This is a genomic window from Celeribacter halophilus (genome assembly GCF_018860305.1).
Lineage (GTDB): Bacteria > Pseudomonadota > Alphaproteobacteria > Rhodobacterales > Rhodobacteraceae > Celeribacter > Celeribacter halophilus_A.
Genome location: NZ_JAHKPE010000031.1, coordinates 317,344 through 336,669 on the forward strand (window position 1 = coordinate 317,344; position 19,326 = coordinate 336,669).

The window sequence follows — 19,326 nt, forward strand, 5'->3', positions numbered from 1 at the left end:
AAGTGAGAGTGCGTAGGACGGGGCGGCATCTCGGACACCGCCCCGTCTGGCGATCATTCGACGGCCAGAGCCATATCGAGCAACTCCTGGCCATTGGGAACTTCTTCCACGAAAGCCTTGTAGGACGTGTCCTGCGCAACGGCGCGCCAAGCTTCGAAATCCTCAGGGCTCATCTCGGCAATTTCCACGCCTGCATCGCGGAACACCTGCACGGATGCCGCATCCTGTTTCTTGGCTTCTTCAAGATAGAAAGCCTCGGCCTTTTCCGCCGCCGCGAGCAGCGCGTTTTGCTGGTCTTCGCTCAAATCCTCAAAGGTCGATTTGTTCATCAACAGCGGCTGATACATAAACCACAGCGCCACATCTCCGGCCGGCGTATAGCAGCTGACCTGCTCGTAAATCCGGTAGGAGACGAAAGACGACGAGGACGTATTTGCGGCTTGCAGAACACCGGTTTGCATCGCGTTATAAATTTCGGACGATGCCATAGAGGCAATCGACGCCCCCGCACCGGCCAACATCTGTTCAAAGGCCTTGCCCGCAGCGCGGATTTGCACGCCCTCCATATCAGCCGGATTGGTGATGCATTTATCCGTCCCAGCGAATCCGCCCGCCAGATAACCATGCACCAGAACCATCACGTCATCCTCGGCCATGATGTCTTCCAGCGATTGCATGAAGGGCGAATGGGAAAGACGCGCCGCGTGATCGTGGTTTTTCACCAGACCGGGCATCAAGGTCAGATTGTAGGCGGGTTGTTGGCCACCGGCATAGCTCAGCGGCAACACAGTCATATCAAGCTGGCCCCGGCTCAACGGTTTGTATTGTTCACGCGCTTTGAACAGGGAACTGGAGCCGAAAATTTTGACGGACAGATCGACATCAGCGGCGGCGACTTCGTCGGCCACGATTTGCGCCACCTGATGACGCACATCACTGTTGGACCACTGGTGCGACAGGCGCAGCTCTGTCGCATGTGCGGACGTTGATGCCGCAGCCAGAGCCATCACCGCCACGGCGGTTTTAAGCATAGATTTCATTTTATCCTCCCTAGAATCGACCCCGAGGCACCTCGGGATCGGCCTCAGCCTAGGCGCGTTATGTTTTTTTAGTCAATATTTTTGTATACAAGAATTGTGTTCTTGTTCCCTTAAACACCCCGTGCTATTTCGGAAACCATGGACACACGGCGCTCGGATATCATCGCAGAAGAGTTGGAAGAGAGAATTTTCAACGGCACCTATCCCGATGGAGACAGGTTGGACGAGGTGCGTCTGGCCAAGGAATTCGGCGTGTCCCGAACACCCTTGCGCGAGGCGTTGCAGCGACTTGCGCGGTCCGGTCTTGTGACGCTCGTGCCGCGACGCGGGGCTTTTGTGAGCCAGCCCGGCCCTGTCGAGCTTCTGGAAATGTTCGAGGTCATGGCCGAGTTGGAAGCGGTCTGTGGCCGTCTCGCGGCCATGCGTATTTCGGATCAGGCGCTGACGGAGTTGCATGAGGCCAACCAGAACTGTCAGGCCGCCGTCGACCGTCAGGATGTTGACAGCTATTACGCGGAAAACGAACGGTTTCACCACATTATCTACAAACAATCCGGCAACAGTTTCCTCGCCTCCGAAGCGCGGGCCCTGCACCGGCGCCTCAAACCCTTCCGGCGGCAACAGTTGAAGCTGCGCGGGCGGATGGCGCAATCCATGGCCGAACACAAAGCGATTGTGGACGCCCTTGAGCAAGGCGAGCCGGAAGAGGCCGTCACCGCGCTGCGCAACCATGTGGCCATTCAGGGCGAGAAATTCCACAGCCTGATGTCCAACCTGAAACGCCGCACCGACTGACCCGACACCTCCAACCCCACGACAGTGACAGCCGCGCGCAGGCCGTGCGTCCGGAGCGCCCGCCCGAATAGGGATTGCAGGCGGGCGAAATCCGTGATTGTCTCAATATTGATACAAGTCAGCCTGCGGCTCACCACGCAGACCGACTTTCAACGATCACATGGATTTCCAAGACCGCACCGTGGAACATACTGAAAACACCTTCAAAGACATCGGCGCACGCCTGAAGGCTTACCGGCTCGGGCGCAACCTCACGCCGGAGGAACTGGCCGCACGACTCAACATCTCGCGGGCCGCGCTTTACCGCGCCGAAAAGGGCGGAATCGCCAAAATCGACATGCTCACCGCCATTGCAGACGAGCTTCAGATCTCCCTGCCCAGCCTTCTGGGGGTCGGCATCGAATATGTCGACAACGCCCTGAGCTTCTTTGAGCGGATGCGCCAGATCGAGGAAGATTGCGACCAGATCATCGGCCTGTTCAGCCCGATCTCCTATCTGGTGACCACCGAGCGATACGATCAGGTGCTTCACGATGTGCTCCGTGAATCCACGCAAGACGAGAACGGCGAAAATATTGCCCGAATTCTGTCTGTTATCAAAGCCAGAAAGCAGAAATTCAAACAGGCCCGCCCGCTTCTCGCCTCGATCATCTCGGATGCGGACATCCGGAAATTCCTGCGCGAGGGGCTGCAAGGCTCGGCTGATCTCGACACCCGCACACGGGATTTGCGCCGCCATATGGCACTGGAAGAAGTGCGCCACATCGTCGACATGCTGCGCAATCCCGACATTGGCGTGCAGATCGGCGTGGCGCGGGAACCCATCCCCTCCACCTCCTTCCAGATCGTGCGCAAGGCCGGACGGTCCGTTTTGACCATCAGCCCCTTCCGTTTGGGCCATGATCCGAATATTCGTGTGGGTGTCGGTATGATCACCTCGGCGCCGGAAGCCCTCGAACTTCACGAAGGCATCGCCGAACGACTCTGGGCGACATCCCTCAAAGGTCGGGAGGCCGCCGAACATATCGAAGACCTCATCGCACGAGACGGTATCAAATCGCCGCAAACGGGCGATTAAAAAATGTGCAGTCTTGCGCAACACCTAGGCGAAACAGATATTCGTCTCATTTTTTAGACTTTTTGTATTGACCTCCCCGACCTGATCAGGAGGGTAGGCTCATACAAAGAAACAACCGGGAGCGTTCCATGTCGCGAACCACACCTCTTCTCTCCTCCGTCCTGCTGGCCAGCCTTACGCTCGCCGCCCCTGCGCTTGCGCAAGAGTATGTGGCCAAGATCGGCCACCTCGAAAGCACGCAGCAAAGCCGCCACATCCACCTCGAAAAAGTCGCCGAGCTTGTTGCCGAACGCACGGACGGCGATGTGGAATTCCAGATTTTCCCCCAAGGCCAGCTTGGCAACCAGCGCCAGATGAACGAAGGCGTGCAACTCGGCACGCTTGAGGCCACGGTCGCCCCTGCCGCCTTTCTTGGCGGTTTCAACCCGCTGGTGTCCATTCTCGACATTCCCTACCTGATCCCCGAAGACGCCGATGCCGCCGCCGAACTGCGCGACGGGCCGTTCGGTCAGGCGCTGCTCGACAGTTTCTCAGACAAGGGCATGGTCGCCATCGACCTGTGGCCCAACGGCAAGAAACAGTTCACCTCCAACGAGCCGCTCGACTCGCTTGAGGACTTCGCCGGTCAGAAATTCCGCGTCATGGACAGCTCGATCCTGATCGAACAGTTCAACGCTCTGGGAGCCTCGGCCATCGCCCTGCCCTTTGGCGAGCTCTACACATCCTTGCAAACCGGCGTTGTCGACGGCGAGGAAAACCCGCTCGACACCATCAAGGCGATGAAATTCTACGAGGTGCAGAACTACCTCGTGGTGTCCGATCACGGCGCGATGGAGGATGTGATCCTCTTCAACCCGATGTTCTGGGACAGCCTGCCGGGCGAATACCAGACGGTGATCAAGGACGCTTTTGCCGAAGTCATCCCCGAACTGACCGCGCATAAAGCCGCCGCAGTCGAAGCTGCGCTCGAAACCGTCAAAGAGTCCGGCACCAATGTGCGCATCGCGGACGAAGAGGAACGCGCCAAGTTCCGTGACGTGATGTTCGCACCGGCCTCTGCCGCCTATGTCGCCAAAACCGGCGACGCGGGTCAGGCGCTTCTGGACACATACACAGCCGCTTATGACGCTTTGAAATAAGCTCCTCCCACACTGTTCCGGCGGGCTGTTCGAGAATGGCCCGCCTTTCCTATTCCGAAGGATGTCCCATGAAAGCCCTCCATGTTCTCAGGACCGTTGAGCGCAGCCTCCTCGTTACGCTCTTTCTGACGATGGTTCTGCTCTACACCGGCTCTGTGATCACCCGCGAGATCGGCGGTTCTTTTGCCAGCCGCTTTGCCTGGATCGAAGAAGCCGTGCGGATGATGAACCTGTTTCTGGTGTTTCTCGCCCTCGGGCTGGCGCTGGAGCGTGGCAAACATGTGGGCATCACAAACCTGCGCGAACGCCTGCCGGCACCGATGCTGCGCGCGCTGTTGAAAACGGTTGATGCCATCGGGGTCTGTTTCAGCCTCTATGTGGCATGGCTCGCGCTCGATCTTGTGCAATTCGTCCTCAAAAGCGGCCAGCGGTCCCCGACCTTGGGCGTCCAGATGGGCTATATCTACCTCGCGCCCGTCATCGGCTTTCTCCTGCTCGCCCTGCGCTATGGCTTGAGCTTTTTCAACATCATTGACCGCTTTCAAACCGAGGAGTCTGCAGAATGATTTTTGCGCTCATTCTCTGTCTCGCCGTGCTGCTGCTTGTGGCGGGTTTCGAGATGTTGCTTGTCCTCGGCGTTCCGGCGCTGGCCTATAAGGAAATGTTCTATGAGCGGCTGCCCGATGCGGCGGTCGTCCAAAAGATCGTCGGCGGCATTGACCACTCGACCCTTCTGGCCATCCCGTTCTTTATCTTTGCCGCCAATCTGATGGGCTCCGGCCAGATCGCACGCCAGTTGATCAATGTCGTCAAAGCCCTTGTCGGCCATACTCGCGGCGGCATGGGGCATGTGGTGGTCGGTGGCAGTATGGCCTTCGGCTCGGTCTCCGGCTCGGCCCCCGCTACGGTCGCGGCGATGGGACGGATGGTCTATCCCGAATTGCGCAAAGTCGGCTATTCCGAGAAATTCAGCCTCGGCCTTCTGGTCTCTTCGGCAGAAACCGCCCTGCTCATCCCGCCCTCGATCACCCTGATCGTCTACGGCTGGATCACGGGCACCTCGATTGCGAAGCTCTTTGCCGGCGGTCTCGGGATCGGTGTCGTGCTGGGCATTGCCTTCTCTGTCTATGTGGTGCTGCAAGCCATCCGCGACGGCGTCAAACCCATGCCGCGCATGCCTTGGTCCGAGCGGTTCAAAACCATCTGGGACGCGAAATGGGCGCTCGGGATGCCCGTCATCATTCTTGGCGGTATCTATTCCGGCATCATCACCCCTACAGAAGCCGCCGCCGTCAGCGTGGTCTATGCCATTCTGGTCGAAATGTTCGTGTTCCGTGCGCTTGATCTCAAAGGTCTGGCCAAGATCACAGAAGACAGCGCCATCAACACCTCGATCATCTTTGTCCTGCTGGCCATCGGCGGATTGATCTCCTTTTTCGTCACGCTGGCGCAGGTGCCCGCAGGGATCATCTCCTTTCTCGACGCCGCAGACGCAGGTGTGATTGCCTTCCTCATCGCGGTGAACATCTGTTTCTTTATCGCAGGCATGTTCATTGACCCCAACTCGACACTCCTGATCCTTGTCCCGCCGCTCTATCCGGTGGCGATGAGCTTTGGCATTGATCCGGTACATTTCGGGATGCTGGTCACGCTGAACGTCTGTCTGGGGATGATTACACCGCCCTTCGGACTTGATATCTTCGTGGCCTCCTCGACCCTGAACAAGCCTGTCACCAAAATCATCGCGGGTGTCTGGCCCTTTGTGATCGTCAACCTGATCGTCCTGTTGCTCGTCACATATGTGCCCGAAATCTCGCTCTTTGTCCCCAAGCTCATCTACGGCTGAAAGGCAGTTCCATGACCCTCACCCCATCAGTTCTCCCTGTCCCTGCGCCGCAGGGGCTGTCTCTACGCTGTTTCGAAGCGCGTTGTCGCGTGGTCTCCAACACGCCGGTGAACGGGGAATACCGTTTGCTGGTGCTGGATGCCCCCGCAGAGGTGCTTGACTGCCAGCCGGGCCAGTTCTTCCAGCTTTTGTGCCCCCAGCCCGAAGGCGAGACGCCCTTTCTGCGCCGCCCGATGAGCATCTACGGATTTGACGCGGCACAGGGCCGGTTGGAATTTCTCTACAAGGTCACAGGGGCCGGAACGCGGGGGCTGGCCACGCTACGCCCTGACGATGCGTTCAATGTGCTTGGCCCTTTGGGTCAGGGGTTTTCCATGCAGGACGACTGGCAGCACCTGATGCTGGTGGCCCGCGGCGTGGGACTTGCCACGCTGGCCCCTCTGGCGCGGATGGCGCAGGAGAAAGGGCGCAAACTTACCGCGATCTGTTCCGCGCGGCGGCCCGAACTGGCCATGTCCGTCGACCTGTTCGAAAGCTACGGCGCGGAGGTGATCGTCGTCCATGACCAGAACGCAAGCTCCACACCCGAAGCCCTGCGCCCGCTGATCGAGGCCCGCATTTCCGCAAGCCAAGTCGATGCCTTCTACACCTGCGGCTCCGCGCGGCTGTTGCGGCTTTTGCAAGACCTCGGCGCCAAACACGGCATTCCCGGCGAGATTGCCATGGAGCAGCAGATGGCCTGCGGTCTTGGCATGTGTCAGGCCTGTGTGCGCCAGTTCCGCGTCGGCGACCGGATCATCCAGCGCCGCGTCTGCCGCGAAGGCCCTGTTTTTCCCATTGAGGAGGCGATTGTCTGATGCGGGATTTCATCACCGACAGCACAACGGATTTGAGCGTATCTCTGGGCGGTCTGCGCCTCAAGAACCCGATCATGCCCGCCTCCGGCACCTTTTCCGAAGACCTCAGCGATGTGTTCGATCTCGATGTGCTGGGCGCGCATGTGCTCAAGACCATCATGCACGACACCCGCGCGGGCAATCCGACACCACGGGTCTGCGACATGCAATCGGGCATGTTGAACGCCATCGGCATCCCGTCCAAAGGGTTTGCCTATTTCCGCGACGAGATGCTGCCCTATTGGTCCGCTTACAGCGCGCCTCTGGTCGTCTCGATCTCGGCCCATTCCCTTGATGATTTCGCGCGGCTCTGTGCCGAGGTCTCCCTGCCCGGCGTGGCGGCAATCGAGGCCAATATCTCGTGCCCCAATATCGAAGCGGACGGCAAGGCCTTTGCCATGCGTCCCGACACGACAGAACAGGTGATGACACGACTGCGCGCCGAGACCGACCTGCCGCTCTGGGCAAAGCTCACCCCCAACACGGGCGAACCTGTGGACGTGGCCCGCGCGGCTCAGGCGTCAGGGGCCGATGCGCTGGTCGTGGCCAATACCGTGCTGGGCATGTCCATCGACATCAAGGCCCGCACCCCGCGACTGGGCAATGTCATGGGCGGCATGTCCGGTCCGGCGATCAAACCCATCGCCCTGCGGATGACCTATCAATGCGCACAGGCCTGCGACATTCCGGTGATCGGCTGCGGCGGAATTTCCACCCTTGAGGATGTGCTCGAATTCCTGATCGCAGGGGCACGCGCGGTCCAGATCGGCACCGCCACCTTCCAGTCCCCGACCACCATGGCGCGTCTTGTGAGCGAACTGGGCGCATGGATGGGTGCAAACAACATCCGCTCGGTCGATGACATCATCGGCACGGTTCAGGCACCGGAGGCAGGCGTATTCGAATGAAACACCATCGCAGCGACACTTTGGCCGAACTGGCCGCAGACATGTTCGACGACATCCGCGCCCTGTCCCGCGACAGCGCGGGGGTGAGCCGTCCGGCCTTTTCCGACAAGGAAAGCGAAACACTGGCCTATCTGTCCGAGCGCGCCGAGGCCGAAGGGCTTTGCGTGACCGAAGACGCGGGCCGCAATCTGGTGTTCTGTCTGCCCGAACACGCAGATGACGCGCATTTCACCGTGATCGGCAGCCATGTGGACAGCGTGCCGATGGGCGGAAATTACGACGGTCTGGCGGGCGTTCTTGCCGGTTTGATCGTCCTCATCGCAGCGAAACGCGGGCAACGCGCCCTGCCCCGCGCGGTCAAGGTTCTGGCCATGCGTGGCGAGGAAAGCGCATGGTTCGGGGCGTGCTACCTCGGCTCCAAGATGCTCACGGGCAGCCTGCCGGAAACGGAATACAACGCCGTTCACAAAGGCGACGGGAAACCGCTCTGGGCGCATCTCGAAGCCCTCGGCATCGACACCGCCCCGATCAAGGCCCGTCAGCCGATCTGCGACCTGCGCCAGATCGACGCCTATATCGAACTGCATATCGAACAGGGCCCGCTACTGGTCGAGCGCAACATTCCCGCCGCTGTGGTCACAGGTATTCGCGGCAATTTCCGCTATCGGGAAATTCACTGTATCGGTCAGGCGGGGCACTCGGGCGCCGTGCCTCGGGCCTATCGCCACGATCCGGTTCTGGCCTTTGCCGAGTTGATGCACCGGCTGGACAACACATGGCAGCACCTGTTGAACACGGGGCAGGATCTCGTCCTCACCTCCGGCATTGTCGCCACCGACACAACCCGCCACGCGATCTCGCGCATTCCCGACGAAATCACCTTTTCCCTCGACATCCGCTCGCAAGATGCCGAAACCCTTGAGCGGATGCGGGACTATCTGGCCTCGGAAATGGCCGACATTGCCCGTGCCCGCGGCGTGCGTTTCGATCTGGGGACACAGAGCGCCGTGGACCCTGCCCTCATGGACCCCGATCTGGTCGCAGGTCTGGAAAAGGCCATGGCGCAGGTCACGGGCGAGGCCTTCTCGATGGCCTCGGGCGGCGGTCATGACGCCGCCGTGTTCGCGCAGGCCGGTGTGCCTTCCGGCATGGTTTTCGTGCGCAACCGCAACGGATCGCACAATCCGGACGAAGCCATGGAGATCGCGGATTTCATGGTGGGAGTCGACATCCTTTCGACCTATATGGAGGCCAGCACATGAAGGAGCCTCTGATGATGCCGCTCAGCCCCGAAACCCGCGCCGATTTCGCCCGCCGCACAGCGCTTGCGCTTCTCGACATTCACGCGGTGGAAGTGGCCAAAGAGCGGCCCTTTATCCTGTCGTCCGGCGTGGCAAGTCCGGTCTATATCAACGTGCGCAAGGTCATTTCCTTTCCCGCCGTGCGCGAAAAGCTCATGGGCTTTGCCTCGGAGGTGATCGACGCGGAGATTGGTCGCGACCGGATTGATGCCATTGCCGGTGCGGAAACGGCGGGCATTCCCTTTGCGGCATGGATTGCCGCCACCACCGGCCTGCCGCTGCAATACGTCCGCAAACGCGCACAGGGGTTCGGACCGGAGGCGCATATCGAAGGCGTCTGGGAACAGGGCCAGCGGGTGTTGCTGGTCGAAGACCTGACCACCGACGGGGCCTCCAAGATCCGCTTTTGCGAAGCCCTGCGTGCCGCAGGACTACAGGTCAGCGATGTATTCATGCTGTTCCAGTATGACATCTTCCCCGAAACCCGCGCCGCCATGACGCGCTCCGGCATCCGGCTTCATGCACTGGCGACATGGAAAGACATTCTCGACATCGCCCGGACCCACGACCGTTTCACCGCCGAAGGCCGCGCCGTTATCTCGGAGTTTCTACAAGATCCTCTGGCATGGTCGGCCGCACATGGCGGTGCCCGCAGCCTCGAATTTTAACTCAAAGGAGACAGTTATGTTCACCTTCCTTCTTGATCTCGTCAACGAAAAAGGCCGTGGCATCCACGCCTATTCCGCCGCCGCAAAAGCCGCCTATGCCAAGGCACTGAGCGAACCCGACCACGCCGCCGCCTTCTATTTCCTCGCCACCAGTGCGGAGAATTTCGTCGACCTGCACGACCGCCAGCCGCTTTCGAGCGAAGAGCTTGAGCAGAATTACAAAGTGTTTGAAGCAGGCATCAACGCCCTTGAAAAAGTGGCCTCCGACAGCAGCGAAAACCGCCTCGCCGCGCTCAACGCCATTGTCAAAACGCGCATCGACGCGAGCGCATAAAGACGCCAGCGCATAAACCGGACGCCTTTCGCAATCAGCCTGCCTCACAGGTTGATTGCGGCAGGCCCGCACCCTTTTGCGCCCCATCCACAGGCCACGCGCGCCACAACCGGCAGACGGCACGTTATTCGGGGGCGACCTGTCCCAGAAAAGACCCCGTGACCTGATAGTGATGCAACAGCCGCTCGACGGCCAGATCGGCATCGCGGTCCACGGCGGCTTCCATGATCTCCCGATGCTCCCGCGCCACGTCGCGTTTGCCATAGTTTTGCGACCGCCCCGCCAGATAGCGATAGCGCACGTTCAGATCATAGAGCTGGGCGCAATAGCGCAAGAGGATCGGGGAATTGCAATTCTCCAACAGCGCGAAGTGAAAGGCGCGGTGCTGGTCCTCATAGCTCGAAATATCCTTGGGATCGATCCGCACCATCCGGTGATGCGCGAGCACAAGATTGTCCTCCCATTGCGCGTCGGCATTCGCGATGCTCTGGCGCAGCGCCATTTCTTCCAGCGCACATCGCAGCCTGAGAATTTCCTCGAAATCCTTGGGATCGGCAGAGGCGGCCCGAAAGCCGCGCTGGTCCAGACGCTCGACCAACTGGTCGGACACCAACAGGCTGAGCGCCTCGCGTATCGGAGAGGCACCGGTTTGCAGCTTGTCCTTCAGGCTCTCGATTTTCAGCTTTTCACCCGGCCGCAACTCTCCGGTCAGGATCATGTCACGGATCGCGCCATAGGCGATCTGGGTCGCCGAGGCGACAGGGGTCGGGCTGTTCTCTGTCGCAGAAGGACCATTCAGGGATTTCATAGTGCTCAACAACTCTCCAATAAACCGGTGAACGGTATAACGCCGCGGCGGAGAAACCGCCACAGCCTTTGATCACACACCCCTGTCATTCCAGACGGCGGGGAATGCCGACACGTTCGGCCCCCTGCGCATCGCGACGCGTCACCCCGTCGTTGAGCACAAACATGATGATACAGGTTTCCGTGCCGCGATTGGACCATGCATGGTTGGTGCCGCGCTGGATGACGACATCGCCTGCCTTGAGATGCACATCGTCTTTTTCGTCATCCATAAGCATCCAGATTTCTCCGGTGATCACCATCGCATAATCGACACTGTCGGTGCGATGCATAAAGGGATGGCGCGCCCCTTCGACAATATTGGCCGCCGCGCCCATTTCGGCAAAGGCCGAAGCCCCGTCCAACGTCTTGATCACCTCCGGATCTTCGGGCTGGAACTCGACGCAGCGAAAGACGCTGCCATTGGCAGGCGGATGCAGGATGAAGTCGCCCGTGCAGGTCTCTGTTGGCCCGTCATATTCGGCAGGTGTGCCGTCAGACAGCCAGAAATTCGTCAGCCGCACGCCGGGCCGGTTCGGGCGCTCAAGAAACTGGCCGGCAATCTGGTCGCTCTCGATAATCGCTTTGCCGTTTTCGTCATGTCCGGTGACAACACGTCGGAACTCTCTCATGGAATGTCCTTTCTGATTAGTAAGCGTTTTTGCGCAAGCGCATGTGCGAGAATATCCACAGCATCGCCATCACGGCGATCCCCGCTGCGGCACTGGTCATGTCCTGAAACAAGAGCAACACGCCCGCGAGCCCCGCTGCCACCCGCGCCAGCACCGGCAGCCGGTCATGGATGACGCCGATCACCGCGATGGCGATGGCAGCAACCCCCAGAAAGCCGGTGATTACCGCCGCGATGTTGGCCACCCAGCCGCCCTGAAGCAACAGGCCCGGCCCGAAGCAGAAGGCAAAGGGCAGCAGGAAACTCGGCGCGGCATAGGCGGCGGCAGTCCACCCGGATTTGTTGATATCCGCCTTGGCAATCCCCCCCGCCACATAGGCCGCCAAGGCCACAGGTGGCGTGATGGTGGAGATGCAACCGAAGTAGAAGACAAAGAAATGCGCCGTCAGGACCGGCACGCCCATTTTCACCAAGGCCGGTGCCACCACCGTGGCAAGGATCAGATAGGCCGCCGTGGTCGGTAGCCCCATGCCCAAGATGATGGACACCACCATCGTCAGCACCAGAGCAATCATCAGGCTCCCGCCCGATCCCATATCGATCAGCACGGCAATCTTGGAGCCCAGCCCCGTCATCCCCAGCACACCGGCGATGATCCCTGCGGCGGCACAGGCGGCAGAAATCGTCACGACACCATTGGCCCCGTCCACAATCGATCCGCAAATCTGGCGGAACAAATCGCGCTCGATCCTGCGTTTCCACAGGCAGACAGAGACGATCATGGCCCCCATCGCCCAGAGCGATGCCTTGAACGGGGAATAGCCGATCAGCATCAGCCCGACGAGCAACCCGAAGGTGATGATGAACGGCATCCCGTCAAACAGCACCCGTCCGGTCGAGCGCGGGTCGCTGCTCGGCTCCGTTTGCGGCTCGATCCCGCTGCGCTGTGCGCGCAGGTGGACAACGATGAAAGCCGTCGCAAAGAACAAGAGCGCGGGCAAAAGACCCGTGGCCATGATTTCGGTGTAGGAGACCCCCACAACCTCCGCCATGATAAAGGCCGCAGCCCCCATCACCGGCGGCATGATCTGTCCGCCCGTGGAGGCCACAGCTTCAACCGCAGCGGCCTGATGCGGCGCGTAGCCTTCGCGTTTCATCAGCGGAATGGTCAACGTGCCAGTGACAGCCACATTGCCCGCTGCAGAGCCGGAAACCATACCGATCAGCGCCGAAAACAGCACCGCCGACTTGGCAGAGGCCGCACGCATCCCGCGCGTCAGGCGAAAGGAGATTTCAAAAAAGAACTCCCCTGCTCCCAGCCGCGACAACAAGGCGCCGAAAATCGTGAACACGATGATATAGGTCGCCGCAACACCGACAGGGATGCCGTATATCCCCTGTGTATCTGTGGTGAGAAAGGCCACAACCCGCTCAAACCCGTAGCCGCGGCTTTCCAGAATACCGGGCAGATAGGGGCTGACAAAAGGATAGAGGAAAAACAGCAGCGTGATCCCCGCAAGGATCAGCCCGACGCCACGCCGTGCGGCCTCGAACACCAGAGCCACAATGACAATACCCGCCAGATAGTCGGTGTCATTGGTCATCCCGCCGCTGAAGGCAATGGCTTTCCAGCGCGACAGGAGCCAGATACTGGCCACAACTCCGGCTGTAATCAACACAAGGTCGATCCCCTGCGCGAGCCGGTTTGCCGCCAGAGACGGCGTAATCGGTTTGCGTGCGAAAACCAGCACAAAGGCCAACATCAAATGGGTGAGGCGCATTTCCATCGTCGAGACGGAAATCACCCCTGACACCACAAGCAAATGATAGGCCCCGAACAGAAATGCGACGACGGTAAGGACCTTTTCGGATTGGAAAAGACGGTGCGACTTGAGCATCAGTGGTCTCCGGATGAAAGGATAGAGAAACCTGTGTGCTGTGCGGCCCCTGCCCTGCGAAAGCCGCAGGACCGGAGCCGGAGAGCATAGGTTTATTGCGCGAAATACGCCGCAGCACCCTCGTGCAGATCGATGGAGAGGCTTGCGGCCCGCGCCTTGTCAATCTGCGCCGCATTGGCGTTTTCTGCGGCAAATTCGTCCAGATGGTCGTAGATAGCCGACGCAATCCGTTCGGCCACATCCGCCGACATGTCAGAGCGCACCACCAGCATATTGGTCACCCCCAGCACAGTGGCCTCTTCCGGCATATCATAGACATCCGTAGGGATCTGGAAGGTGCTATAGGCCGGATTTTGCTCAAGGATCGTTGCCAGTTTATCCGGATCCATCGTGATCATCCGCAAATCTGTCGAGGCCCCGGCCTGCATCACCGCCGCAGCCGGATAGCCGGACAGGGCCAGCGCCGCATCCACATTGCCATCAGACAGCTGGCTGAACCCGTCGCCATAGCTCAGAAAGCTCGGCGTGATATCATCCAGCGTCATGTCATAGACCGGCATGATATTGTTGAGAAATCCCAAGGTGCCGCCACCGGCCGGACCTACCGCGATCCGTTTGCCTCGCAGGTCTGCAAAGCTTTTGATATCGGAATTTGCGGGCACCACCATGTGCAGCACGCTCGGATGCAGTGGGCCGAGGGCCTTCAACTCCATCGGATCGTCTTTGTATGGCCCCGTGCCATTGACCGCATCAGCGGCGAGATTGGCACTGGTGATGCCGAGTTCGACCTCCCCCGCTGCAACAAGGCGCGGGTTTTGCACTGACCCTTGTGTCACAATCGGAACCATGCTCAGATCATCACCGGCATATTTGTTGACCAGATTGGAGATGCTCTGCCCCACGGGGAAGAAAGCCCCGCCGACACTGGCCGTTCCGATCCGGTATTCCTCTGCATTGGCCGCGACACTCACCGAGCCGACCACCGCTGCCAGGCAAACAGTTTTCAAAAGATTACGCATTGTAGTTCCTCCCTGCCAAAAGATTAACAACGATATTTATTTACCACAACAAATAATATCGATTTTATTTCTTTTCTTCGTCACAAACAGGTGAATAAAAGCCGCGCCAAACCGGACAGTTTTCACAAACCGCAAAAGCCCGACGCGCATTGCATCGGGCCTTGGTTTTGACGAATACCCCTACGCAGCCCGTAGATCTGCGGATCGGGACTTGGAGACAGCGCCTTAGTGCTTGTCGGAAAGCGATGCAGCGCGCCAATCGGGCGATTCTTCTGCGGGATCAGAGGTCAGACCTGCCGCGCGGATGGCATGGATGGCGCAATATTCGTCGCGATCCGACGCATCACCGCTCACCCCCACGGCCCCGATCACCATACCTGCATCATCTTCGATGAGAACACCGCCGGGCACCGGAATAAACCGGCCGTCTGCGGCCGCCGAAATGGCGGTCTGAAAGGTCGGACGCGCCGACAGGTAGTCGCGGATAGTGCGGCTGGAAAATCCCATACCAAGCGCGCCATAGGCCTTGCCCAAGGCAATATCGAACCGCAGCAAACCGCAGCCATCCGACATTTTCATACAGACCATCCGCCCGCCACTGTCCAGAACAACAACGGTCAGAGGCTTCATCTGCTCGCGCCTGCCGATGTCGAGCACTGCATCGACAATGGTTTCAGCCGTAGAGAGGGTCAAAGACGAGGCGAGTTTCATAGCGATTGCCTTTCCAGTTAATTCATCATGTCAGGAAGCCATGTGACGATCTCGGGGAAGATCAGCAGCACGATAATGGTGATGACATCTGCCACAAAGAACCATGTCACACCGCGAAACACATCCGGTAGGGATATATCCGGCCTGACCGCCGCCACCACGAAACAGTTCAATCCGATCGGTGGGGTCACAAGACAGATTTCCGCCATTTTCACCACGATGATCCCGAACCAGATCGAGTCAAATCCCAATGCAATCACCGCCGGATAGACCACAGGCAAGGTGAGCAGAAGCATCCCGATTGCATCCATGAACATGCCAAGCACCGCATAGGCCAGAAGGATGCAGACAATGATCACCATAGGCGGTGCATCAATGGAAACCACAAGCTGGGTGAAGGCTTCCGCAAGGCCGGAAAATCCCAGAAAACGCACAAAGATGGTCACGCCCCAAATCAGCGAAAAGATCATCACGGTGAGCTTGGCCGTCTCCATGAGACTGTCCACAATCGGCTTGATCCCCGTCCCGCGCAGCAAAGCCACGGCAAAGATGATCCCCGCGCCCAGAGAGCCCGCCTCGGTCGGTGTGGCCCAGCCTTGATAGATCGCCGAGACGATGATGAAGACCACGGCCATAATCGGCAAAAGCGGCGGAAGTGCTGCGATACGCTCTCCCCAGCCGGGGCGCTCCTCGATGGGAACGGAAGGGGCCTGTTCCGGCTTGAGCATGGCCCAGATGATGATGATCGCGGCGTAGACAAGCGCGGAGACCAGACCCGGCAAAAACCCTGCCAGCAAAAGCCGCCCGACGGATTCTTCGACGATGATCGCATAGATGACCAGAATGGCCGACGGCGGGATCAGGGTGGCCAGCGTGCCTCCTGCCGCAACCACGCCCGCCGCCAGCCGTTTACTATAGCCATGCTCCAGCATCTCGGGAATGGCCGTGCGTGCAAAGACCGCCGATGTGGCCGTGGACGCGCCGGAAACGGCGGCGAAACCTGCCGTGGCGAAAACGGTGGCCACGGCCAAGCCGCCGGGCAACCACCCGAGCCATTTGCGCGCGGCGGAAAACAGTTGCGATGTCATGCCCGCGTGAAATGCGACAAAGCCGATAAAGATAAACATCGGCAGGACCGAGAGCGCATAGGTGGAGGATTTGGCGTGAGGCACGATCCCGATCACACCGGCAGCCGGTCCCCAGCCGATCAGTTCGACCAGTCCCAACAGCCCGACCAGCGCGGCGGCGAACACCACACGCACGCCAAGCGCCACGAGGAAAATCAGCAGGGCGACACCGATAAGCCCAACGGCCAACGGGTGTTGAAATCCGAGTCCGATCAACATGTTATGTCTCCTCCGTACCGGGCAAAACGGCCTCTTCCCGTGCGACATCTGCAGCATGTTTCATAACGCACACCCCTTCCGGAGCGCGGGTCGGATCGACAAAGAGACGAATGGAGCCTGCCAACTGGATAGAGAGCCGCAGGAACCAGAGGGCGAAGGCCACGGGCACCAGAAGCTTCGAGGGCCAGACCGGAAATTCCGCATCCATCGTGGTATCGCCAAGCTGATAGGAGCGCCAGAAATGCTCCCCGCTATACCAGATCAGCACAGCGATAATGGCCATGCCCAGAAGCGCCCCGATAATCTCGGCGCCCCATAAGGCCCGCCCGCGCAGCGTGCCCAACAAAAGCTCCATCCGGATATGCGCCCCCATCCTCTGGGTGTAAGCCGCACCGAGAAAGGCCATCCCCGCCATGGACAGTTCAACAAGGTCCACATAGCCGGTCAAAGGCGTGTCAAAAATCGTGCGCAATACAATCTGCGCAATGCCGAGACACATCAGCGCAAATACGAAAAGCGCGGCAATCATGTTTGTTGCATCCTCGACCGGGGACAACAACCGATCGGCACGGGCAACAATGCCGCGCGCGGGCATATCTTGGGGCATGGTTCAATTCCCTTTGGGCGGCGACGGCACCCTTACGAGCGCCGCCTGCCGGAAAGCATGGACGGGATTACGGGTTGGTGGCTTCTTCGGCATAGCCGAGGAATGCATCCAGAACGCCTTGCGCATCAAACTCCGGATTGTCCGCGACCCATTTGTCCCAGACCGGCTTGCCCGCAATCTCGCGGAAGGCCTCCAGCGCCGCCTCGTCATATCGGACTTCGGTCAGGGTCTGCTGGAACATCGCGATGTTCTTTTCATCCTGCGCGGCATAGGCTTCCTGTTGCTTGTCCAGCACCAGAGAGCGGTTGTCCCAGATCAGCGCCTTGTATTGATCCGGCAACGCCTCGAAAGCGGTCTTGTTGAGCACCCAGCCACATTCCGCGCTTCCCGGTGACATGTTCGACGTATACCAATCCGCCTCTTCGTTGATTTTGAAGGCAACATGCGCATAGGTGTATGGGAAGGCCGCGACATCAACCGTGCCGTTCTGGAACGCTGTGAGGGTCTCACCCGCCGAGAGGGTTTGCTTCGTCGCGCCCAGAAGTTCCATCGCATCGCCCAGACCGCCGCCCGCGCGCACCTGTAGCCCTTTCCAGTCTTCCAGACTGCGCGGCGGCTCGCCTTTGCCCATCATCTCGAATTGCGGCAAAAGACCGGAGACATAGGGGATCGCATTCCACTTCTCCATATCGGCCACAATGGCGGGATGCTCGAACATGCGCTCGCGGATATATCGGTCGGCCTGCGGATTGGGCACAGGCAGGAACGGCAGGGAAAACACCATCCATGCCGGATTTTTTCCGGGGTGGTAGAAATTGCAAATCCCCGCGCCCTCGAAAGCGTTGAGCTTAAGCCCATCCAGATTTTCCCGCGCAGGTCCAAGCTGTTCGGCGTAGAAAATACGGATCTGGAACTTGCCATCCGTCTCTTCGGCCACTTTCTCCGCCAGCGCCTCCATCCCCGACGTCAAAGCGCGGGGGTTCCCATACATCGAGATTTTCCAAAATACCGACGGCCCGTCCACATTCGCTGCCATTGCCGGAGCCGTGGCCGTGCCAAGGGTCAGGGCAGCCAGTGCTGCCGTGAGTGCTGATGTTGTTTTCGTCATGATTTTCCTCCCAGAAAGACATGGAACGCACCGTCAGGGACAGCGCGTTTTGCGTTGAGCCACACCCGAACCTCCTCCGGATGCGGTCGCGTTTTCAAAGCGTCTCCTCTTACGCTTTTTGTTTTTGCCCCCTCGCAACAGTCATCGTGCAAAGAGGAAAGGTCTTACCCCGCTGCGGGCAAATCCGCCTCATCGACAATCGGGCTGGCACAGATGCCGATTTTTTCGATCTCGATCTCGACCACCTCTCCCGGACGCAGCCAGCGCGGGTCCGGTTTCTTCGCATGCCCCACCCCCGGCGGCGTGCCCATGGCAATCAGGTCTCCCGCCTCAAGCGTGGTAAATTCGGACATGATCGCGATGGTCTGCGCCACACCCCAGATCATGTTGGACGTGTTGGACCGTTGCAAAATCTCCGCCCCGACACGGCTCTCGATCTTGAGCCCCTTAGCCCCTTCGGGCAGGTCTTCGGGCGTGACCACATAGGGGCCGATGGCACCGGTCTGGTCGAAATTCTTGCCCGGCGTCCATTGATGCGTCTTGCGCTGGTATTCGCGCACGGACCCGTCATTGAATACCGTGTAGCCAAAGACGTGATCCAGCGCATCGGCTTCGCTGATATGCCGCCCGCCCTTTCCGATCACAATCATCAGTTCCGCTTCGTAATCCAGTGTCTCCGAACAGCCCGGACGCACCAAAGCCGCTCCAGCCGCCATAACAGACTGGCGCGTGCGCATGAACATCGCCGGATAATCGGGGATGTCGTAGCCACCTTCCTTGATATGCTCGATATAGTTCAGCCCAAGACACAGGATCTTGTCGGGGCGTTCGACCGGAAGTTCCGGCGTAATGTCAGCCACAGGAACCGTCGCATCCCCTGTCGACAATTTTCGCGCCGCGTTACACAGGGCGTCGCACGCAATCAATCCCGACAAATCGCTGCCAACGCCATCCAGCGCCTCGGTCAGGTTCAGCGCTTGCTCCCCGTCCACGCGATAGACCGATGTTGTGCCGTTCACTGTCCCAACCAAAAGTTTCATGCGTGTTCCTTTCTTAATTTTCCTCACTTTTGGCGATATATTTAACTCATGTCAATAAATATCGATATTTTAGCAAAAAGGCGCAAAACATCGCATGGGGAACACAGAGGCCCGA

The 19,326-nt window shown here is 59.4% G+C and carries 20 protein-coding genes; 10 read left to right on the top strand and 10 right to left on the bottom strand.

Annotated elements, in window-relative coordinates; genetic code table 11:
• Positions 1-53 precede the first annotated feature (53 nt).
• Complete coding sequence (gene dctP / locus KO492_RS13375; protein ID WP_216045414.1) at positions 54-1,040, bottom strand: TRAP transporter substrate-binding protein DctP; 987 nt, start codon at positions 1,038-1,040, stop codon at positions 54-56.
• Positions 1,041-1,178: 138 nt separating this feature from the next.
• On the opposite strand from dctP (KO492_RS13375), the gene KO492_RS13380 reads away from it, so the two are divergent.
• The 10 genes from KO492_RS13380 (at position 1,179) to KO492_RS13425 (ending at position 10,005) form a co-directional block, all read left to right on the top strand.
• Positions 1,179-1,835 carry a GntR family transcriptional regulator gene (locus KO492_RS13380; protein ID WP_216045415.1) on the top strand — a complete coding sequence of 219 codons (657 nt, stop codon included), beginning with the start codon at positions 1,179-1,181 and terminating at the stop codon, positions 1,833-1,835.
• A gap of 160 nt (positions 1,836-1,995) precedes the next feature.
• The gene (locus tag KO492_RS13385) at positions 1,996-2,913 is read left to right on the top strand and encodes a helix-turn-helix domain-containing protein (protein ID WP_216045416.1); all 918 of its coding nucleotides are present in this window, start codon (positions 1,996-1,998) and stop codon (positions 2,911-2,913) included.
• A 128-nt stretch (positions 2,914-3,041) separates the two neighbouring features.
• Positions 3,042-4,052: a TRAP transporter substrate-binding protein gene (locus KO492_RS13390; protein WP_066607834.1), complete on the top strand. Its 1,011-nt coding sequence runs from the start codon at positions 3,042-3,044 to the stop codon at positions 4,050-4,052.
• 68 nt (positions 4,053-4,120) lie between these two features.
• Positions 4,121-4,618: a TRAP transporter small permease gene (locus tag KO492_RS13395; protein ID WP_216045417.1), complete on the top strand. Its 498-nt coding sequence runs from the start codon at positions 4,121-4,123 to the stop codon at positions 4,616-4,618.
• Positions 4,615-5,898, top strand: coding sequence for a TRAP transporter large permease (locus KO492_RS13400; RefSeq protein WP_216045418.1), 1,284 nt, complete (start codon positions 4,615-4,617; stop codon positions 5,896-5,898). The genes KO492_RS13395 and KO492_RS13400 overlap by 4 nt, the downstream gene beginning before the upstream one ends.
• Before the next feature lie 11 nt (positions 5,899-5,909).
• Complete coding sequence (locus KO492_RS13405) at positions 5,910-6,755, top strand: dihydroorotate dehydrogenase electron transfer subunit (RefSeq protein ID WP_216045419.1); 846 nt, start codon at positions 5,910-5,912, stop codon at positions 6,753-6,755.
• The gene (locus KO492_RS13410; RefSeq protein WP_216045420.1) at positions 6,755-7,702 is read left to right on the top strand and encodes a dihydroorotate dehydrogenase; all 948 of its coding nucleotides are present in this window, start codon (positions 6,755-6,757) and stop codon (positions 7,700-7,702) included. Before KO492_RS13405 ends, KO492_RS13410 begins: the two co-directional genes overlap by 1 nt.
• Positions 7,699-8,964, top strand: a complete 1,266-nt coding sequence (locus KO492_RS13415; RefSeq protein ID WP_216045421.1) for a Zn-dependent hydrolase — start codon at positions 7,699-7,701, stop codon at positions 8,962-8,964. The genes KO492_RS13410 and KO492_RS13415 overlap by 4 nt, the downstream gene beginning before the upstream one ends.
• The gene (locus KO492_RS13420; RefSeq protein ID WP_216045422.1) at positions 8,961-9,671 is read left to right on the top strand and encodes an orotate phosphoribosyltransferase; all 711 of its coding nucleotides are present in this window, start codon (positions 8,961-8,963) and stop codon (positions 9,669-9,671) included. Before KO492_RS13415 ends, KO492_RS13420 begins: the two co-directional genes overlap by 4 nt.
• A 16-nt stretch (positions 9,672-9,687) precedes the next feature.
• The gene (locus KO492_RS13425; RefSeq protein ID WP_216045423.1) at positions 9,688-10,005 is read left to right on the top strand and encodes a hypothetical protein; all 318 of its coding nucleotides are present in this window, start codon (positions 9,688-9,690) and stop codon (positions 10,003-10,005) included.
• A gap of 124 nt (positions 10,006-10,129) precedes the next feature.
• On the opposite strand, the gene KO492_RS13430 is transcribed toward KO492_RS13425, so the two are convergent.
• The 9 genes from KO492_RS13430 to KO492_RS13470 form a co-directional block, all read right to left on the bottom strand.
• The gene (locus KO492_RS13430; protein ID WP_216045927.1) at positions 10,130-10,813 is read right to left on the bottom strand and encodes a GntR family transcriptional regulator; all 684 of its coding nucleotides are present in this window, start codon (positions 10,811-10,813) and stop codon (positions 10,130-10,132) included.
• An 85-nt stretch (positions 10,814-10,898) separates the two neighbouring features.
• A complete protein-coding gene (locus tag KO492_RS13435; protein WP_252735525.1) occupies positions 10,899-11,483 on the bottom strand; it encodes a cupin domain-containing protein in 585 nt (194 codons plus the stop codon).
• A gap of 16 nt (positions 11,484-11,499) precedes the next feature.
• Positions 11,500-13,380 carry a TRAP transporter permease gene (locus tag KO492_RS13440; RefSeq protein WP_216045424.1) on the bottom strand — a complete coding sequence of 627 codons (1,881 nt, stop codon included), beginning with the start codon at positions 13,378-13,380 and terminating at the stop codon, positions 11,500-11,502.
• A gap of 92 nt (positions 13,381-13,472) precedes the next feature.
• Positions 13,473-14,399, bottom strand: coding sequence for a TAXI family TRAP transporter solute-binding subunit (locus KO492_RS13445; RefSeq protein WP_216045425.1), 927 nt, complete (start codon positions 14,397-14,399; stop codon positions 13,473-13,475).
• A gap of 225 nt (positions 14,400-14,624) precedes the next feature.
• Positions 14,625-15,110, bottom strand: coding sequence for a GlcG/HbpS family heme-binding protein (locus KO492_RS13450; protein ID WP_216045426.1), 486 nt, complete (start codon positions 15,108-15,110; stop codon positions 14,625-14,627).
• 17 nt (positions 15,111-15,127) lie between these two features.
• The gene (locus KO492_RS13455; protein ID WP_216045427.1) at positions 15,128-16,456 is read right to left on the bottom strand and encodes a TRAP transporter large permease; all 1,329 of its coding nucleotides are present in this window, start codon (positions 16,454-16,456) and stop codon (positions 15,128-15,130) included.
• A gap of 1 nt (position 16,457) precedes the next feature.
• Positions 16,458-17,063: a TRAP transporter small permease subunit gene (locus tag KO492_RS13460; RefSeq protein ID WP_216045428.1), complete on the bottom strand. Its 606-nt coding sequence runs from the start codon at positions 17,061-17,063 to the stop codon at positions 16,458-16,460.
• Between the two features lie 67 nt (positions 17,064-17,130).
• Positions 17,131-18,171: a TRAP transporter substrate-binding protein DctP gene (dctP, locus tag KO492_RS13465; protein WP_216045429.1), complete on the bottom strand. Its 1,041-nt coding sequence runs from the start codon at positions 18,169-18,171 to the stop codon at positions 17,131-17,133.
• Between the two features lie 164 nt (positions 18,172-18,335).
• Positions 18,336-19,211 (bottom strand): fumarylacetoacetate hydrolase family protein, encoded by an 876-nt coding sequence (locus tag KO492_RS13470; protein WP_216045430.1) that lies wholly within the window; start codon positions 19,209-19,211, stop codon positions 18,336-18,338.
• Positions 19,212-19,326: the final 115 nt, after the last annotated feature.

What these genes read in the sequence shown, in the direction of transcription:
- dctP (WP_216045414.1), bottom strand. Translation starts at nt 1,040, where the DNA reads ATGAAATCTATGCTTAAAACCGCCGTGGCGGTGATGGCTCTGGCTGCG.
- KO492_RS13380 (WP_216045415.1), top strand. Translation starts at nt 1,179, where the DNA reads ATGGACACACGGCGCTCGGATATCATCGCAGAAGAGTTGGAAGAGAGA.
- KO492_RS13385 (WP_216045416.1), top strand. Translation starts at nt 1,996, where the DNA reads ATGGATTTCCAAGACCGCACCGTGGAACATACTGAAAACACCTTCAAA.
- KO492_RS13390 (WP_066607834.1), top strand. Translation starts at nt 3,042, where the DNA reads ATGTCGCGAACCACACCTCTTCTCTCCTCCGTCCTGCTGGCCAGCCTT.
- KO492_RS13395 (WP_216045417.1), top strand. Translation starts at nt 4,121, where the DNA reads ATGAAAGCCCTCCATGTTCTCAGGACCGTTGAGCGCAGCCTCCTCGTT.
- KO492_RS13400 (WP_216045418.1), top strand. Translation starts at nt 4,615, where the DNA reads ATGATTTTTGCGCTCATTCTCTGTCTCGCCGTGCTGCTGCTTGTGGCG.
- KO492_RS13405 (WP_216045419.1), top strand. Translation starts at nt 5,910, where the DNA reads ATGACCCTCACCCCATCAGTTCTCCCTGTCCCTGCGCCGCAGGGGCTG.
- KO492_RS13410 (WP_216045420.1), top strand. Translation starts at nt 6,755, where the DNA reads ATGCGGGATTTCATCACCGACAGCACAACGGATTTGAGCGTATCTCTG.
- KO492_RS13415 (WP_216045421.1), top strand. Translation starts at nt 7,699, where the DNA reads ATGAAACACCATCGCAGCGACACTTTGGCCGAACTGGCCGCAGACATG.
- KO492_RS13420 (WP_216045422.1), top strand. Translation starts at nt 8,961, where the DNA reads ATGAAGGAGCCTCTGATGATGCCGCTCAGCCCCGAAACCCGCGCCGAT.
- KO492_RS13425 (WP_216045423.1), top strand. Translation starts at nt 9,688, where the DNA reads ATGTTCACCTTCCTTCTTGATCTCGTCAACGAAAAAGGCCGTGGCATC.
- KO492_RS13430 (WP_216045927.1), bottom strand. Translation starts at nt 10,813, where the DNA reads ATGAAATCCCTGAATGGTCCTTCTGCGACAGAGAACAGCCCGACCCCT.
- KO492_RS13435 (WP_252735525.1), bottom strand. Translation starts at nt 11,483, where the DNA reads ATGAGAGAGTTCCGACGTGTTGTCACCGGACATGACGAAAACGGCAAA.
- KO492_RS13440 (WP_216045424.1), bottom strand. Translation starts at nt 13,380, where the DNA reads ATGCTCAAGTCGCACCGTCTTTTCCAATCCGAAAAGGTCCTTACCGTC.
- KO492_RS13445 (WP_216045425.1), bottom strand. Translation starts at nt 14,399, where the DNA reads ATGCGTAATCTTTTGAAAACTGTTTGCCTGGCAGCGGTGGTCGGCTCG.
- KO492_RS13450 (WP_216045426.1), bottom strand. Translation starts at nt 15,110, where the DNA reads ATGAAACTCGCCTCGTCTTTGACCCTCTCTACGGCTGAAACCATTGTC.
- KO492_RS13455 (WP_216045427.1), bottom strand. Translation starts at nt 16,456, where the DNA reads ATGTTGATCGGACTCGGATTTCAACACCCGTTGGCCGTTGGGCTTATC.
- KO492_RS13460 (WP_216045428.1), bottom strand. Translation starts at nt 17,063, where the DNA reads ATGCCCCAAGATATGCCCGCGCGCGGCATTGTTGCCCGTGCCGATCGG.
- dctP (WP_216045429.1), bottom strand. Translation starts at nt 18,171, where the DNA reads ATGACGAAAACAACATCAGCACTCACGGCAGCACTGGCTGCCCTGACC.
- KO492_RS13470 (WP_216045430.1), bottom strand. Translation starts at nt 19,211, where the DNA reads ATGAAACTTTTGGTTGGGACAGTGAACGGCACAACATCGGTCTATCGC.